This is a genomic window from Variovorax sp. Soil_C_17 (genome assembly GCF_057657265.1).
In genome coordinates this window covers 1,589,460-1,605,159 of record NZ_JBDGIT010000001.1, presented here as the reverse complement: position 1 = coordinate 1,605,159, position 15,700 = coordinate 1,589,460, and the positions used below count along the sequence as shown (strand labels likewise).

At 67.9% G+C, this 15,700-nt stretch carries 16 protein-coding genes; 6 read left to right on the top strand and 10 right to left on the bottom strand.

All coding sequences use genetic code 11. The annotated features are described in order from the left end of the window. Positions 1-39: 39 nt before the first annotated feature. Positions 40-726, bottom strand: coding sequence for a TetR/AcrR family transcriptional regulator (locus AC3A6Y_RS07770; protein ID WP_487867612.1), 687 nt, complete (start codon positions 724-726; stop codon positions 40-42). Positions 727-916: 190 nt separating this feature from the next. Here AC3A6Y_RS07770 and AC3A6Y_RS07765 point away from each other — a divergent pair, with 190 nt between their 5' ends. Then, on the top strand, positions 917-1,666 hold the full coding sequence (locus AC3A6Y_RS07765; protein WP_487867611.1) for a tetratricopeptide repeat protein: 750 nt from the start codon (positions 917-919) through the stop codon (positions 1,664-1,666). Between the two features lie 33 nt (positions 1,667-1,699). Here AC3A6Y_RS07765 and AC3A6Y_RS07760 read toward each other — a convergent pair whose 3' ends face one another. The 6 genes from AC3A6Y_RS07760 to AC3A6Y_RS07735 all read right to left on the bottom strand — a co-directional run bounded on the left by AC3A6Y_RS07760 (position 1,700) and on the right by AC3A6Y_RS07735 (position 7,844). Further along, positions 1,700-2,317: a response regulator transcription factor gene (locus AC3A6Y_RS07760; protein WP_487867610.1), complete on the bottom strand. Its 618-nt coding sequence runs from the start codon at positions 2,315-2,317 to the stop codon at positions 1,700-1,702. 18 nt (positions 2,318-2,335) lie between these two features. Further along, complete coding sequence (locus AC3A6Y_RS07755) at positions 2,336-2,584, bottom strand: hypothetical protein (protein ID WP_487867609.1); 249 nt, start codon at positions 2,582-2,584, stop codon at positions 2,336-2,338. Positions 2,585-2,621: 37 nt separating this feature from the next. Continuing rightward, on the bottom strand, positions 2,622-3,029 hold the full coding sequence (locus AC3A6Y_RS07750; RefSeq protein WP_487867608.1) for a response regulator transcription factor: 408 nt from the start codon (positions 3,027-3,029) through the stop codon (positions 2,622-2,624). 86 nt (positions 3,030-3,115) lie between these two features. Continuing rightward, entirely contained in the window at positions 3,116-3,742 is a 627-nt protein-coding gene (locus AC3A6Y_RS07745; RefSeq protein WP_487867607.1) for a response regulator transcription factor, read from the bottom strand. Next, positions 3,742-6,558: a PAS domain S-box protein gene (locus AC3A6Y_RS07740; RefSeq protein WP_487867606.1), complete on the bottom strand. Its 2,817-nt coding sequence runs from the start codon at positions 6,556-6,558 to the stop codon at positions 3,742-3,744. Before AC3A6Y_RS07740 ends, AC3A6Y_RS07745 begins: the two co-directional genes overlap by 1 nt. 347 nt (positions 6,559-6,905) lie before the next feature. After that, complete coding sequence (locus AC3A6Y_RS07735) at positions 6,906-7,844, bottom strand: LysR family transcriptional regulator (RefSeq protein ID WP_487867605.1); 939 nt, start codon at positions 7,842-7,844, stop codon at positions 6,906-6,908. Between the two features lie 107 nt (positions 7,845-7,951). On the opposite strand from AC3A6Y_RS07735, the gene AC3A6Y_RS07730 reads away from it, so the two are divergent. Next, on the top strand, positions 7,952-9,478 hold the full coding sequence (locus AC3A6Y_RS07730; protein ID WP_487867604.1) for a CoA-acylating methylmalonate-semialdehyde dehydrogenase: 1,527 nt from the start codon (positions 7,952-7,954) through the stop codon (positions 9,476-9,478). 44 nt (positions 9,479-9,522) lie between these two features. Here the strand turns inward: AC3A6Y_RS07730 and AC3A6Y_RS07725 are convergent, their stop codons facing one another. From AC3A6Y_RS07725 to AC3A6Y_RS07715, 3 genes are read right to left on the bottom strand one after another with little or no spacing between them, the layout of a single operon-like run. Continuing rightward, positions 9,523-10,371, bottom strand: a complete 849-nt coding sequence (locus AC3A6Y_RS07725; RefSeq protein ID WP_487867603.1) for a fumarylacetoacetate hydrolase family protein — start codon at positions 10,369-10,371, stop codon at positions 9,523-9,525. Between the two features lie 22 nt (positions 10,372-10,393). Then, entirely contained in the window at positions 10,394-11,140 is a 747-nt protein-coding gene (locus tag AC3A6Y_RS07720) for an SDR family NAD(P)-dependent oxidoreductase (protein WP_487867602.1), read from the bottom strand. Continuing rightward, a complete protein-coding gene (locus AC3A6Y_RS07715; protein ID WP_487867601.1) occupies positions 11,137-11,871 on the bottom strand; it encodes an SDR family oxidoreductase in 735 nt (244 codons plus the stop codon). The genes AC3A6Y_RS07720 and AC3A6Y_RS07715 overlap by 4 nt, the downstream gene beginning before the upstream one ends. Before the next feature lie 129 nt (positions 11,872-12,000). Here AC3A6Y_RS07715 and AC3A6Y_RS07710 point away from each other — a divergent pair, with 129 nt between their 5' ends. The 4 genes from AC3A6Y_RS07710 to AC3A6Y_RS07695 are packed head-to-tail and all read left to right on the top strand — an operon-like array spanning position 12,001 to position 15,687. Then, positions 12,001-12,735, top strand: coding sequence for a FadR/GntR family transcriptional regulator (locus AC3A6Y_RS07710; protein ID WP_487867600.1), 735 nt, complete (start codon positions 12,001-12,003; stop codon positions 12,733-12,735). Continuing rightward, on the top strand, positions 12,732-13,718 hold the full coding sequence (locus AC3A6Y_RS07705; RefSeq protein WP_487867599.1) for a sialic acid TRAP transporter substrate-binding protein SiaP: 987 nt from the start codon (positions 12,732-12,734) through the stop codon (positions 13,716-13,718). Before AC3A6Y_RS07710 ends, AC3A6Y_RS07705 begins: the two co-directional genes overlap by 4 nt. A 13-nt stretch (positions 13,719-13,731) precedes the next feature. Further along, entirely contained in the window at positions 13,732-14,289 is a 558-nt protein-coding gene (locus AC3A6Y_RS07700; protein ID WP_487867598.1) for a TRAP transporter small permease, read from the top strand. A 3-nt stretch (positions 14,290-14,292) separates the two neighbouring features. Beyond that, positions 14,293-15,687, top strand: coding sequence for a TRAP transporter large permease (locus AC3A6Y_RS07695; RefSeq protein WP_487867597.1), 1,395 nt, complete (start codon positions 14,293-14,295; stop codon positions 15,685-15,687). Positions 15,688-15,700 lie beyond the last annotated feature (13 nt).

Here is a 15,700-nt window from a genome sequence, read left to right as displayed (position 1 = left end):
GAAAGGTCTCCGGAAAATAAAGAGAAAAGGAAGTCGTGTTCAGCGCACCGGCTTGAGCCGGCGCGGTGCCCCTGCGGCGGGATCGGAAGCGGCCAGCGCCTCCGGCGTGGCGCAGCGCGCGAGGATGTTGTCGAAGCCGGCATTGGCGCGGGCCAGCGAATCGGGCGAGCGCAGGAAGCGCGCCTCGTAGTGCAGCGCCAGGATCAGCGCGTGGATCTCGAAGGAAATCTGCTTGGCGTCGGCCTCGGCGTGCAGTTGGCCTTCTTCCTGCGCCTGCAGCACGGCGCGCAGCATCGCGGCCAGCCAGATGTTCACCGACTCGGCCAGCGCATCGCGCACCGGCCCCGGGCGGTCGTCGAACTCCACCGCCCCGCTGATGTAGATGCAGCCCGAGTCGATTTCGGCCGAGGTGCGCTTCATCCAGTTGGCGAACAGCGCGCGCAGCCGCGGCAGGCCGCGCGGCGCCTGCAAGGCCGGGTAGAACACCTCCTGCTCGAAGCGCGTGTGGTACTCGCGAACCACCGAGATCTGCAGTTCCTCGCGCGAGCCGAAATGGGCGAACACGCCCGACTTGCTCATGCCCGTGACCTCGGCCAGCGCGCCGATGGACAGGCCCTCGAGCCCGATCTGGGCGGCCAGGTTCAGCGCCGCATCGACGATGACGGCCTTGGTCTGCTGGCCTTTCTGGGGCGCACGGGTGGCCTTGCGAGGCGCGGCGGCGGGCATGTGTGGAGGGGGTTGGAATAAAACGAACGGTCGTTCTATTTTGCAGGCCTTTTGTTCTCCACTCGATGAAAGTCCGACAGCGCAGGAAGGTTATCTTGGGAAAAACGCGGAGCAGGAACGAGGGCACCGACCCGCAGCGATTCGACCGGCTCTCCGCTAAGCTCCTTCGGATCAAGGAGACGCGCGAGCCATGAAGAGACTGCTGCTGGCGCCGGCCATGGCCCTCATCGTTCTTGCCTCGGGCTGCGCGAGCAGTCCAGGCACGAGCCCGCAGCCGCCCGACGCGCAGGCGACGCAGGCCGAGGACCTTGCCGATTTCGAGAAGGCGGGCCTGCTGGTCAAGCAGCGCAAGCCCGCGGAGGGCCTGCAGGTGCTCGACGGCCTGATCGGCCGCTTCGAGGCCCGCTACCGCGACAGCAAGGCGCGCATCTACAGCGCGCGGACACGGGCCGAAAGCCTGCACTACATGCGCCAGGCGGCGAACGATCGCCGCAGCGCGATCGACGTCGGCCCGACCTGGAGCCACGCCCAGTACCTCAAGGGTTATGCGCTGGTGGAGCTCCAGCGCATTCCCGACGCACGCCGCGCGCTCGAGCGTGCGATCGAGCTCGCGCCGGCCAACGCCCAGTTCCGCTCCGAGCTCGGCCACACCTACCAGATCGACAAGAGCTGGACGAAGGCGCTCGAAGCCTTCACTGAGGCCGAGCGCGCCACCGCGTTCTCCCTGGACGACGAGAAGGTCCGCCACCAGACCCGTGCCCTGCGCGGCCAGGGCTTCGCGCTGATCGAGATGGGCCGCCTGGAAGAGGCCGAGGCGCGCTACCGGCGCTGCCTGGCGCTCGATGCCGACGACCAGGTGGCGCAGATGGAACTGCGGCTCATCGAGCGCCTGCGTGCGCGCGGGCGCATGACGCTGCCGGGCCGGCCGACGCCGCTGTGAGATGCGAGCGTTGCGGGCCCGTCCGCCGAGGCGTCACCGCCAATCCGGGTGCAAGGAGCTGATGAGCTTGTTGCAATCGCCGCGCGTCAGGACGGCGAGCGCATTCCGCTCGCGTGGGGTCAGGTCCCGCAGCCCGAAGGAATCGGCCAGGTCCTCCGCCATCCGCGGGGAAAGGTAGCGTTGCGAGCGGGCGGCCGCGACCAGCGCGGCGCGGATCTCGGCGGGCGGGGCCGTCTTCTCGACGAATCCGCTGGCACCCCAACGGATCGCTTCCCGCAGCATGTGCGGCGAGCTCATGTCGCTGATGAGCACCACGCGCACGCCGGCCGCCATCATGCGGAGCAATTGCATGAATGCGCGCAGCCCCTGCGGACCGAGCGCTGGGTCCACCAGGGCGATGCAGTCCCCGGCCTCCATGCAGCAGGCGAGCAAACGGTCGGTGGTGGGCGCCGAACAGCCGAAAACGAGGCCCTCGGTGCCGCTCACCAGCGATTCGAGGCTGCGCACAAGGGCGGGCGAGGCGACGCCGATGATCACGGTCACTGCGGCGTCGGCCTCCGCCGCGTCTTCTTCGCGCGCCAGCGATGCAAGGAGAGCCGGATGCTGGTAAGACACCCCGCCACCCGGAATTTCGGCGGATCGATCGTTCATTGCCTGGCTCCTCGTTCTTCAGCCTTGCGCCTGGCACGAAGCCTGCACGATGGGCCACCCGTACTCGCGGCCGGTCAGTGCGCGCGCGAGAAGGTAGTTGTTCAGCGCGCGTGCGCTCAAGCTGTCCATGTGTACCTTGCCGCTGGAATCGCAGGGAAAGGACAGGGCGCGGCCCGTGCCGCTGAGCGAGGGAAAGCGCAGCTCGAAGGCGGACTGCTCGACGGACGAATCGGGGGCGGCATGCATGGCGGTGTCGTCGTGTTTCATTGCGATGAAGCGGCTCCAGGAAACGAGGTCTTGCACCTCACGCAGGCTCGCGCTCGCGCAGGGCGGTCTCGATGCAGGCGAGGAGGTCTTCCGGTCGGAAGGGCTTGGTGAGAAAGCAGGTCACGCCCGTCTCCAGGGCACGCACGCACGCCTGTTCGTCGGAGTAGGCGGTGATCAGGATCGTGGGAATCGGGGTGCCGGCGGAAGCCAGGTGGCTGCACAGCTCGACCCCGCTCATGCCCGGCATGCGCATGTCGGTGACGAGGCACCGGATGGCGCACGTGCCCTTCGACTGCAGGAAGCTTTCGGCCGAGTCGAAGGTGGCGGCGGACAAGCCGGCGGAGTCGAGCAGGTCCTTCGTGGTGTCGCGAACCGACGCGTCGTCGTCCACGATCGCGACGGTCGGTCGGTTGGGGGTTGGGATTTTTTGGCGGGTCGTCAGCATCGACGCGAGAGTAGGCCCAGCGCGTGCGCAAGACCATTGCACATGCGTCGCGCGCTCTACGACTTTGGTTTAGGCGCCTAGCCCACCTAGGCCTTCGGATCGGAAAGGCCGAGCGTGTCCGCGATGCGCACGAGCTGCGCCAGGGATGTGGTCTGCATCTTGCGCATGATCTGCCCGCGGTGGACCTTCACGGTGGCCTCGCTGATGCCCAGCTCGGCCGCGATCTGCTTGTTCACGCGCCCGGCACTCACCAGCGCCATGACTTCGCGCTCGCGCTGGGTGAGCGCGGCGTAGCGTTGCCGCAGCTGTGCGACGAGCGCCGTCTCGCGGCGCTGCGCGCGGTGCCGCTCGATCGCGGCATCGATCGCATCGAGCAGCTCCTGGTCGCGGAAGGGCTTGCTCAGGAATTCGACGGCGCCGGCCTTCATGGCGCGCACCGTCATCGGAATGTCGCCGTGCCCGGTGATGAAGATCACCGGCAGGTCGACGCCCGCCCGCGGGAGTTCTTCCTGGAAGCTCAACCCGCTCGCGCCGGGCAGCCGCACGTCGAGCACCAGGCAGCCGGGCGCATCCGGGCGCTGCGCCTGCATGAACTCCTGCGTCGAGGCGAAGACCCGCACGTCCATGCCGACGGAGGCCAGGAGATCCTGCAGCGCCTCGCGCATTGCCAGGTCGTCATCGACCACGAAGACGACGGGCCGCTCGGTGGTCACTACGGCTCCCGATGCCCGACCGGCAGCAAGAACAGGAACACGGCGCCGTGGGGCAGGTTCGGTTCGCTCCAGAGCTGGCCGCCGTGGGCTTCGATGATCGAGCGGCTGATCGAGAGCCCCATGCCGATGCCCTGCGCCTTGGAGGTATGGAAGGGCTCGAAGAGCTTGTCCGAGATGTCGGGCGCGATGCCGGGGCCCGAGTCGCGCACCTCGACGCACACCTCGCCCTTCGCTTCGCTCGCGCGGATGACCAGCTGTCGCGGGCGCGCGCCGGGCGCGCTCATGGCCTCGATCGCGTTGACGATCAGGTTGACGACCACCTGCTGCAGCTGCACCCTGTCGCCCCACACTGGCGGCAGGCCCTCGGCCAGCGTCGTCTCCAGCGCAATGTCGTTGCGGCGCATCTGGTCGTGCGCGAACGCAATCACGTCGACGATGAGCTGGCTGAGATCGACGCGGTCCCGCCGCGGCGGCTGGCGCATGACCAGGGCGCGGATGCGGTCGATGACCTCGCTCGCGCGCTTGCCATCCCTGGCAATGCGCTCGAGCGAGCGCTGCGCCTTGCCGATCTCGGGCGGCTGGGCCGCGAGCCAGCGCGCGCAGGACCCGGCGCTCGCGACCATGGCCCCCAGCGGCTGGTTGACCTCGTGCGCGATCGAGGCCGCCAGCACGCCGAGCGTGGTCACGCGGTTGACTCGCGCAAGCGCCGCCTGTGCCTCGCGCAGGGCTTCGGACGCGAGGATGTGGTGGGTGAGGTCGCGCGTGATCACGAGCGCAGCCTCCGCATGCTCCGAGCCGAGCCGCAGCGGCGAGTAGGACACCGACAGATAGATGCGCCCCAGTTCGGTCGTGGACCATTCCGCGAACGTGAACTGCTCCCCGGCGAAGCAGCGGTCGAGGCTCGGCTTCACGGTGCGATCGAAGAAGTCGCTCCCGAGTACATCGGCGACATGCGTGCCGACGATCGCCTCCGCCGACGTCCTCCAGGTACGCCCGTAGACCTCGTTGGCCCTTTGATAGCGGTAATCCCGGCCGATCACGGCCACGCCATCGGAGGCGCTTTCGAACACCTGCCGCGTCAAGTATTCGCTTTCGCGGAGGCTGCGGAAGATGAGAAGACTGGTGAGCGTGTCCGACAGCCGATGCCCGATCTCCTCGAACAGCCGCCTCTCCTGCGCCGTCCAGGTGCGAGGGCGCGAGCACTGGTGCAGCCCGAAGAGGTAGGGCTGATCGCCCTTGGGGTACAGCGCCATGGCGAGCATGGATTGGATGCTGAAACGCTCCGCGAGCTGCGCCGACACCTGCAGATCGCAGCCCGGACCGAAGGGCACGGCACCGCTCTCAGCGCGCGCCGTCCGGAACACCATGGCGACGTCCGCATCGAGGGGCAGCTCGGCGCCGAGCCTGAATGCGCCGGGAAACTCCGGCCGCGTCTGCTCCATGACCATCTGCCAGGAGTCAGCGTCCGGATCGCACGGGTAAGTGAGCCATGCCCGGTCGCAGGCAAAGATGTCGAGCACTGCATCGAGCACATCGCTCATCATCTTCTCGAGATCGTTCGTTCCCTGCATGGCGCGGTTGACGCGGTTCATGCTTTCCAGAAACCCCAGGTGCGCGCGCAGCGCTTCTTCGGCGCGCTTGCGCTCGGTGATGTCCCGCCCGACCCCCCGGTACCCCGTGAAGCGCCCCGCCTCGTCGAACATCGGCAGCCCGGATACCGACACATGGCGTATCCCGCCGTCGGCGGTCGCCCGGGCGAGCTCGAAGTCGCGGAACGGGACATGGGCATCGAGGGCTTCGCGGTGCCGGCGCCAGGCCTCCTCGTCCGGCGCCAGGTAGGGGACTTCCCATCGCGTCTTGCCGATCTCCGAGCCCGCTGCCGGCGCACGGTCGAACCTGGCGGAGTACTCCTGCCGGGTGAAGCGATGTTCGGCATCGCTCTCCCAGTACACGTCGAAAGAGAACTTCACCAGCGTGCGAAAGCGCTCCTCGCTCTCGCGCAACGCCTCCTCCGCGTGCTTGCGCTCGGTGATGTCCTCGCACGCCACGAGCAGCACCGGGCCGCTGCGAAGCACGACCGCGTTGGCCGACTCCCGAACCCACAGCACCGTGCCGTCCTTGCGGACCTTGCGCGCCCTCCAGCGCATCACGCGCCCCGGATGTCGAAAAGCCTCCGCCGTATTTCCCTGCACGAAGTCCCGATCGGCTTCGTGGAACACGTTCAGCACGGGCTGGCCGATCAGCTGGTTCACGCGCCAACCCAGTTGCTCTGCGCCGACGGGATTCACCGACAGGATCGCACCGGCCGCATCGATGATGAAGTACATCGTGGGATTCGCCTCGAAGGCGACTCGCCATTGCTCCTCGAGATCCTGCCGGGCCTCCTCGGCCCGCTTGTGCCGCGTGATGTCGGTATTGGTCGAGAGGATCGCCACCGGCTCGCCTCGCTCGTCCCGCTGCAATGCCATGCGGCTTTCCACGACCACCGGCGTTCCGTTTCGCTTGTGATGCACCAGCTCGCCTTCCCAGCGACCGGTGCGCAGCACCTGCATTTGGATCTGCTCGAGGGGCACGGCGGCGAGGGTTTTCAGCAGCTCGGGCGCGGACTGGCCGAGCGCCTCTTCGGCGGACCATCCATACATCTCCTCGGCGCCCCGGTTCCAGTAGGTGATCGATGCTTCCAGATCGCGCACGATCATGGCGTCGTGCGTGAGATTCAGCAGGTCGGCGTGCTCGCGAAGCAAGGCGTCTGCTGGCCGCTCGAAAGGCCGGCACGGCGGGCGCGGCAGCGTTTCCTCATCCTTACGTTTCGTCATGAGCGACTCCCACGCGTCGCGGCCTGTGAGCCGCTGCACGTCGCGCAGCGCCGGTGGAAGGGCCGGCTCCTCGGATGGTGGCGACCGCCATTCTGAACGCCATCGTGACCGCTGTCACGGCGCAGCGCAGCGAAAAACTGCAAGCTGAAAAGACCCGCACACGAAGACTTCCACCCACGTGCTTATACACGTCGCGGGAAAGGAGATGCCGGGCGAGCGTCCATTGCTGGTTCTTTCGGTCAAGGCCTTCAACTCCGCTCGGCATGTGAAGAGCTGGCCTCGCTTCTGGAGATCTGAAGAAGCGGTCGAGGAGTTCGCCGCGCCGGATCCGCTCACAACTTGCGAGTTCAAGCCGCAAAGCCCTCCTTCAACGCCTCCCGCAGCCAGGCCACGAACACCGTGACCGCCCGCGGCACATGGCTGGCGTAGGGGCGCACGGCATAGAGCTGCCCGGCAAAGGCGCCCACCGGCGTCCACTGCGGCAGCACCTGCACCAGCTTGCCGGCCTGCAGCGCGGCCTGGGCGCTGAAGTCGGGCACCAGCGCGATGCCCAGCCCGGCCAGCGCCGCGTCGCGCAAGGCCTCGCTGTTGTTGGCGGCGAAGGGGCCCGCGACCGGGATGGTGACGCGCTCCGCCGCGCGGCGCCCGTTGGGCGATTCCAGCGTCCAGGCCGGCGTGTCCTGCGCGCGCGGGTAGTGCAGGCAGTCGTGCTGCGACAGCTCCTGCGGCGTCTGCGGCGCAGGGCGGCGGCGCAGGTAGGCGCGGCTCGCGACCAGCAGGGAACGCGTGGCGCACAGCTGCCAGGCCACGTGCGTATCGGGCACCGAGGCCGCATGCCGGATCGCGAGGTCGAAGCCTTCCACCGCCAGCGCGCTGAGCCGGTCCGAGAGATCCAGCGCCAGCCGCACTTCCGGGTTGGCGCGCAGGAAGTCCGGGATCCGCGGCACCAGCTGCTGGCGCGCGAAGGCCACCGGCGCCGTCACCCGCAACAGGCCGCGCGGCACGCCCGCCAGGTCGCGCACGCCGGCGAAGCTGTGGGCGATCTGCTCGAAGGGCGCGCGCGTGTCGTCCACCAGCCGCTGGCCGGCTTCGGTCAGGCGCACGCTGCGGGTGGTACGGCGCACCAGCGGCACGCCCGCCGCGCGCTCCAGCTCGGCAATGCGCTGGCTCATCGCCGCCTTGCTCACGCCCAGGCGGGCGGCCGCTGCCGTGTAGCTGCCCTGCTGCGCCAGCACGATCAGCCAGTGGAGATGGGTCCAGAGCAGCTCGATATTTTTGGCATTCATGGGGTCTATTGTTCACGATAGCGAACAATCAGTTCAACCCTGCGGCCTTGGCACGAGGGGCCGCACTTCCTAGACTCGCGGCACCTCCAGTACCGCAGGACCTCGCCATGACCAAGCAGCCCATCGTCCCCACCCCCATCGTTCACTTCATCGGCGGCCAGCGCTCGGGCGGCGCCTCCGAGCGCGCCCAGGACGTCTTCAACCCTGCCACGGGCGCCGTCACCGGCCGCGTCTCGCTGGCCGCCCGCACCGACGTGGATGCGGCGGTCGCCGCCGCCCGCGCCGCCTTCCCGGCCTGGGCCGACACGCCGCCGATCCGCCGTGCGCGGGTGATGTTCAAGTTCCTGGAGCTGCTCAACAAGCACCGCGACGAGCTGGCGCAGCTGATCACCGCCGAGCACGGCAAGGTCTTCACCGACGCGCAGGGCGAGGTGACGCGCGGCATCGACATCGTCGAGTTCGCCTGCGGCATCCCGCAACTGCTCAAGGGCGACTACACCGAGCAGGTCTCCACCGGCATCGACAACTGGACGCTGCGCCAGCCGCTGGGCGTCGTCGCGGGCATCACGCCCTTCAACTTCCCGGTGATGGTGCCGATGTGGATGTTCCCGGTCGCGATCGCGGCGGGCAACACCTTCATCCTCAAGCCCAGCCCGATCGACCCCAGCCCCTCGCTGCGCATCGCCGAGCTGCTGAAGCAGGCGGGCCTGCCCGACGGCGTGTTCAACGTGGTCCAGGGCGACAAGGAGGCGGTCGATGCGCTCCTGGAGCACCCGGACGTGAAGGCCATCAGCTTCGTCGGCTCCACCCCGATCGCCAACTACATCTACGAGACCGGCGCGCACCACGGCAAGCGGGTGCAGGCGCTGGGCGGCGCCAAGAACCATATGGTGGTGATGCCCGATGCCGACCTGGAGCAGGCGGTCGACGCACTGATCGGCGCCGGCTACGGCTCGGCCGGCGAGCGCTGCATGGCGATCAGCGTGGCGGTGCTGGTGGGCGACGTGGCCGACAAGCTGGTGCCCATGCTGGCCGAGCGCGCCCGCACGCTGAAGGTGCGCAACGGCACCAACCTCGAGGCCGAGATGGGCCCGATCGTCACCCGCGCGGCGCACGAGCGCATCACCGGCTACATCGCGCAGGGCGAGAAGGAAGGCGCGAAGCTGGTCTTCGACGGCCGGCAGTTCGATACGACGCAAGTCGGCGAAGGGTGCGACAACGGCTTCTGGATGGGCGGCACGCTGTTCGACCACGTCACGCCCGAGATGCGCATCTACAAGGAAGAGATCTTCGGCCCGGTGCTCTCCTGCGTGCGGGTGCACGACCTGAAGGAAGCGGTGGAGCTGATCAACGCGCACGAGTTCGGCAATGGCGTGGCCTGCTTCACCCGCGACGGCAACGTGGCGCGCGAGTTCTCGCGGCGCATCGAGGTGGGCATGGTGGGCATCAACGTGCCGATCCCGGTGCCCATGGCCTGGCACGGCTTCGGCGGCTGGAAGCGTTCGCTCTTCGGCGACATGAACGCCTACGGGGAGGAAGGGGTGCGCTTCTACACGCGGCAGAAGTCGATCATGCAGCGCTGGCCGGAGAGCACGCCCAAGGGGGCGGAGTTCGTGATGCCGACGGCCAAGTAAGCCGGCTATTGCTCCCTCCCCTGCCCGGGGGAGGGAACAAGAATTCAGGCCTTGAAGCCGATCACTTCCTGCCGCTGCTCGCCCAGGCCTTCGATGCCCAGCGTCATCACGTCGCCCTTCTTCAGGTAAAGCGGCGGCTTCATACCGAGGCCCACGCCGGGCGGGGTGCCGGTGGTGATCACGTCGCCGGGCACCAGCGTCATGAACTGGCTCACGTAGCTCACGATCCTGGCCACGTTGAAGATCATGGTCTTGGTGTTGCCGGTCTGCATGCGCTTGCCGTTGAGGTCGAGCCACATCGACAACCTCTGCGGGTTGGCCACTTCGTCGCGCGTCACCAGCCAGGGGCCGATGGGGCCGAAGGTGTCGCAGCCCTTGCCCTTGTCCCAGGTGCCGCCGCGCTCGATCTGGTATTCGCGCTCGCTCACGTCGTTGATCACGCAGTAGCCGGCCACGCAGTCGAGCGCGCTCTTCTGCGAGACGTAGCGCGCGGTCGCACCGATCACCACGCCCAGCTCCACCTCCCAGTCGGTCTTGACCGAGCCCTTGGGCAGCATCACCGGATCGTTCGGCCCCTGGACGCAGCTGTTGGCCTTCATGAAGACCACCGGCTCCGCCGGGATCGGCAGGCCGGACTCGGCCGCGTGGTCGGCGTAGTTGAGGCCGATGGCGATGAACTTGCCCACGCCCGCGACCGGGCAGCCGTAGCGCGGCTTGCCCCTGACCAGCGGCAGCTTGTCGAACTTCTGCTTGCGCAGCCTGGCGAGCGCGGCGTCGCCGAGCTGCTCGGGGCCGATGTCCTCGACGACGGCGCTCAGGTCGCGCAGCTGGCCGTTGTCGTCGATGAGGCCGGGCTTTTCCTTGCCCGGGTTGCCGTAGCGAACGAGTTTCATGAAGTCCTTTCTTCTTGGAAGACTAGTAAGTGGAGCGGCCGCCGGACAGGTCGAACACGGCGCCCGTGGAAAAAGAGCAAATTTCGGTGCAAAGCCAGCCCACCAGCGCGGCGACCTCCTCCACCGTGCCGAAGCGGCCCATCGGGATCTTGGAGAGCATGAAGGCGATGTGCTCCGGCGTCATCTGGTCGAAGATCGCCGTCTTCACCGCCGCCGGCGTCACGCAGTTGACGCGCACGCCGGTGTCCGCCAGTTCCTTGCCCAGCGACTTGGTCAGCGCGATCACCGCCGCCTTGCTCGCGCTGTAGGCGCTGGCATTGGGATTGCCCTCCTTGCCCGCGACGGAGGCGATGTTGACGATGCGACCGTAGCCCTGCCTGCGCATCTGCGGCACCACCTCGCGGCAGCAGAGGAAGAGGCCGTTGAGGTTGACGTCCATCACCTCGCGCCAGGCATCGGCCGGGTAGTCCCACAGCTTGAGGTTGGGGCCGGTGATGCCCGCGCTGTTGACCAGCGCATCGATGCGCCCGGCCTGCGCCAGCGTGGCGGCCACGGCCTCGGTCACCGAGGCCTGCTGCGCCACGTCGACCGTCAGCGCGAAGGCGCGGGGCCCCAGCGCCCAGGCCGCCTTCTCGGCCGCCCCGGCATCGCGGTCCCACAGCGTGACGCTGCCGCCCGATTCGATCAACCGCTGCGCGATGCCGCGGCCCAGCCCGGTCGCACCGCCGGTCACGACTGCATGCCGCTCCCGGAAGTCGAGCTGGTTCATATGGTGATGCCGCCGTCGGCCGCGTAGGCCTGCCCGGTGACGAACTGCGACTCGTCGCTCGCCAGGAAGACCACCAGCGGCGCGATCTCCTCGGCCTGCGCGAGGCGCCCCATGGGCTGGCGCGCGATGAAACCCTTGCGCGCCTCGGCCGGGTCTGCGTTGGCGTTGATGCGGTCGGCCAGCGAAGGCGTGTCCACCGTGCCCGGGCACACCGCATTGCAGCGGATGCCCTGGCCCACGTAGTCGGCCGCGACGCTCTTGGTCAGCCCCAGCACCGCCGCCTTGGTGGTGCCGTAGACGCATCGGTTGGGCAGGCCCTTGATGCTGGAGCACACGCTGGCCATGTTGATGATGCTGCCGCGCCCGGCCGCCAGCATGCCCGGCAGCACCGCCTGGATCATCCAGAACTGGGCGCGCACGTTGAGGCGGAAAGCGAAGTCCAGGTCGTCGTCGCTGGCCTGCAGCGCGGTGCCGTTGTGCACCACCCCCGCGCAGTTGAAGAGGATGTCGAGCGCGGGCAGCTTCTTCGTGAAGGCGTCGATCGCCGCCTTGTCGAGCACGTCGAGCCTGGCGGCCGTGATGTTGGCCACGCCCGCGAAGCGCTCCAGCAGCTTCTCGTTGATGTCCGTCGCCCAGACCTGCGCGCCCTCGGCGGCCAGTGCGAGCGCGCTGGCATGGCCGATGCCCTGCCCGGCCGCGGTGACGAGCGCGGTCTTGCCCTCGAGTCTCATGGGATGTCCTTCTCGCTGATGGATGGAGCCGCGATGCCGGCGTTCAGGGTTTGGCCCGATGGCTGCATCGCGAAGCGCCTCGTATTCTGAATTGGCCTGACCACTTGGCCAATCCAGGACAACCCCTAAGTGCCGCTCCAGACCCTCGAACCCAGACGCCTCTACCGCCAGATCGCCGACCAGCTCAGCGCGCTGATCGCGAAGGGCGAGTTCGCCGTGGGCGCGCGCCTGCCGGCGGAGCGCGACCTGGCCAAGCAGCTGGGCGTGAGCCGGCCCTCGGTGCGCGAGGCGCTGATCGCGCTCGAGGTCGAGGGCTGGGTCGAGGTGCGCACCGGCTCCGGCGTCTACGTGCGCGGCCGCGCGCAGCTGGCGGCCGCACCGGAGACCAGCACCGAGTGGGGCCCGCTGGAGCTGATCCGCGCGCGCCGCGTGGTCGAGGGCGAAACCGCCGCCATCGCCGCCGTCTCCGCCAAGCGCAAGGACATCGAGGCGATGACGCGCGCCATCGCGCTCATGCGCGAGCTGGCCGAGCGCAACGTGATGCCGCTGGACGGCGACCGCGCCTTCCACCTGGCGATCGTCGAGTGCTGCGGCAACGTGGTGCTGTCGGAGACGGTGCAGGGCTTCTGGGATTCCCGCCGCGGCCCGATCTTCACGCGCCTGGGCGGCTACTTCGAGAGCGCGAAGTCCTGGCGCTCGGCCATCGCCGAGCACGAGGCGATCCGCGACGCGATCGCCGCGCACGACCCGGCGGGCGCGCGCGCCGCGATGCATGCGCACATGGACAAGTCGCACCAGCGCTTCAGCGCGAGCTGGCGCCGGGCCAACCTCTTCATTCAACCACCGACGGAGACAAGACGATGAATACCAAGCGTTTCGCACTGAAGACGATCGCCGCCTGCGTGCTCGCCGCGGGAGCCCTCGGCATGGCACAGGCCCAGACCAAGCTCAAGTGGGCGCATGTGTACGAGACCTCGGAGCCCTTCCACAAGTACTCGGTGTGGGCCGGCGAGGAGATCAAGAAGCGCACCAACGGCAAGTACGAGGTGCAGGTCTTTCCGGCCTCCAGCCTGGGCAAAGAGGCCGACATCAACCAGGGCCTGACGCTGGGCACGGTGGACATCATCCTCTCGGGCGCGAGCTTCGCCGGGCGCACCTATGCGCCGCTGGCCGTGTCGTACTTTCCCTTCATCTTCCGCGATGCGGAGCACCAGCTGAAGTACGCCAAGAGCGACGTCTTCAAGGAACTGGCCAAGGGCTACGACGACAAGAGCGGCAACCACATCACGGCGCTGACCTACTACGGCGCGCGCCAGGTCACCTCGAGCGCGGCCCGGCCGGTGGCCAAGCCCGAGGACATGAAGGGCCTGAAGATCCGCGTGCCCGATGCGCCGGCCTACCTGGCTTTTCCCAAGGCCCTGGGCGCGAACCCGACGCCGATCGCCTTCGCCGAGGTGTACCTGGCGCTGCAGAACGGCACGGTCGATGCGCAGGAGAACCCGCTGCCGACCATCGAGGCCAAGAAGTTCTACGAGGTGCAGAAGAACATCTCGCTGACCGGGCACATCGTCGACTCGCTGCTGACCATCGTCTCCGGGCAGCTGTGGGGCAAGCTCTCGGCGGACGAGAAGAAGATCTTCACCGAGGTGATGCAGGAGGCCGCGGAGAAGACCGGGCGCGAGATCATCGCCTCGGAGGCGCGGCTGGTGGAGGAGTTCAAGACGAAGGGGAACAACGTGATCACCGTCGACAAGAACGCATTCCGCGAGGCGGTGTTGAAGAGCACCAAGCCGACGGACCACGGCTACAGGCAGCAGGACTACGACCGCATCATCGCGATCAAGTGAGTCCGGCTCCCCCATGACCGAACAGAAAATCATCGACGACGAAGGCCACTTCCATGCCGAGGACGAAGTGGTCGACCTCTCCGGCACCATCGCCGAGGGCTGGGCTGCGCTCGCGCTCTTCTGGCTGCTCGGCCTCACGGTCTTCTACCAGTTCGTCACGCGCTACGTCATGAACGACTCCGCCGCCTGGACGGAGGAGATCGCGCGCTACATGCTCATCGGCGTGGTCTTCGTCGGCGCGGCCATCGGGGTGTCCAAGAACAACCAGATCCAGGTCGACTTCTTCTACCGCTTTCTGCCCGGCGCGGTCGGCCGCTGGCTCTCGCGCGCGGTCGACGTGCTGCGCGTCGGCTTCTTCGTCGCGGCGGTGGTCATGACCGTGCAGATGATGATGAAGATCGGCAACCAGACCCGCATGACCATCGTCGACCTGCCGATGAACCTGGTCTACGGCCTGTGCCTGTTCGGCTTCGCGGCCATGGCCTGGCGCTCGCTGCAGGTGGCGCGGGTGCACTGGCGCCGCGGCTACAGCGTGCTGGAGCGGCCCGAATCGACGCTGGAAGACCGCTGACCCATGCTCAAGATCTTCTTCCTGATCTTCATGGCCGGCGGCATTCCCGTCGCCATCGCCATGGCCGGCGCCTCGCTGGTCTACATCCTGAGCTCGGGGAGCCTGCCGCCCTTCGTGGTCATCCACCGCATGGTCAGCGGCATCGACAGCTTTCCGCTGCTGGCGGTGCCCTTCTTCATCCTGGCCGGCAACCTGATGAACAACGCCGGCATCACCACCCGCATCTACAACTTCGCGCTCGCGCTGGTGGGCTGGCTCAAGGGCGGCCTGGGGCACGTGAACGTGCTGGGCTCGGTGATCTTCGCGGGCATGAGCGGCACCGCCATTGCCGACGCGGCCGGCCTCGGCACCATCGAGATCAAGGCGATGAAGGAGCACGGCTACGCGACCGAGTTCGCGGTGGGCGTGACGGCCGCCTCCGCCACGCTGGGCCCGATCATCCCGCCGAGCCTGCCCTTCGTGATCTACGGGATGATGGCCAACGTTTCGGTGGGCGCCCTCTTCCTCGCGGGCATCCTGCCGGGCGCGATGATGGCGCTCTTGATGATGTTCACCGTCGGCTGGTACGCCCACCGCAACAAGTGGGGCGGCGACGTCAAGTTCTCCAGCACGCGGCTCTTCAAGGCGCTGTGCGAACTGGCGGTGGTGATCGGCTGGCCGCTGCTGCTGTGGGTGGCGGTGGCGAAGCTGGGCGCGCCGGCGCAGATCACGGTGTTCGGCGGCCTGGCCCTGCTCTTCGTGCTCGACCGCATCTTCGCCTTCGAGGCGCTGCTGCCCATCATGACGCCGGTGCTCCTGATCGGCGGCATGAGCACCGGGCTCTTCACGCCCACCGAGGGCGCCATCGCCGCCTGCGTGTGGGCGATGATCCTCGGCTTCGCCTGGTACCGCACGCTCTCGTGGAAGATGTTCGTCAAGGTCTGCCTCGACACCATCGAGACCACCTCCACCGTGCTCTTCATCGTCGCCGCCGCCTCCATCTTCGGCTGGATGCTGACGGCCACCGGCGTTACCACCGACATCGCCAACTGGGTGCTGGGCTTCACCAAGGAGGCCTGGGTCTTCCTGTTGCTGGCCAACCTGCTGATGCTCTTCGTCGGCTGCTTCCTGGAGCCGACCGCGGCCATCACCATCCTCGTGCCCATCCTGCTGCCCATCGCGACGCAGCTGGGCGTGGACCCGATCCACTTCGGCCTGGTGATGGTGCTCAACCTGATGATCGGCCTGCTGCATCCGCCGATGGGCATGGTGCTCTTCGTGCTGGCGCGGGTGGCGGGCCTGAGCTTCGAGCGCACCACGATGGCGATCCTGCCCTGGCTGGCGCCGCTGCTGCTGAGCCTGGCCGTCATCACCTACATGCCCAAGTTGGTACTGTGGCTGCCGAAAATGTTCTTTTGAATTCCCGACGCAG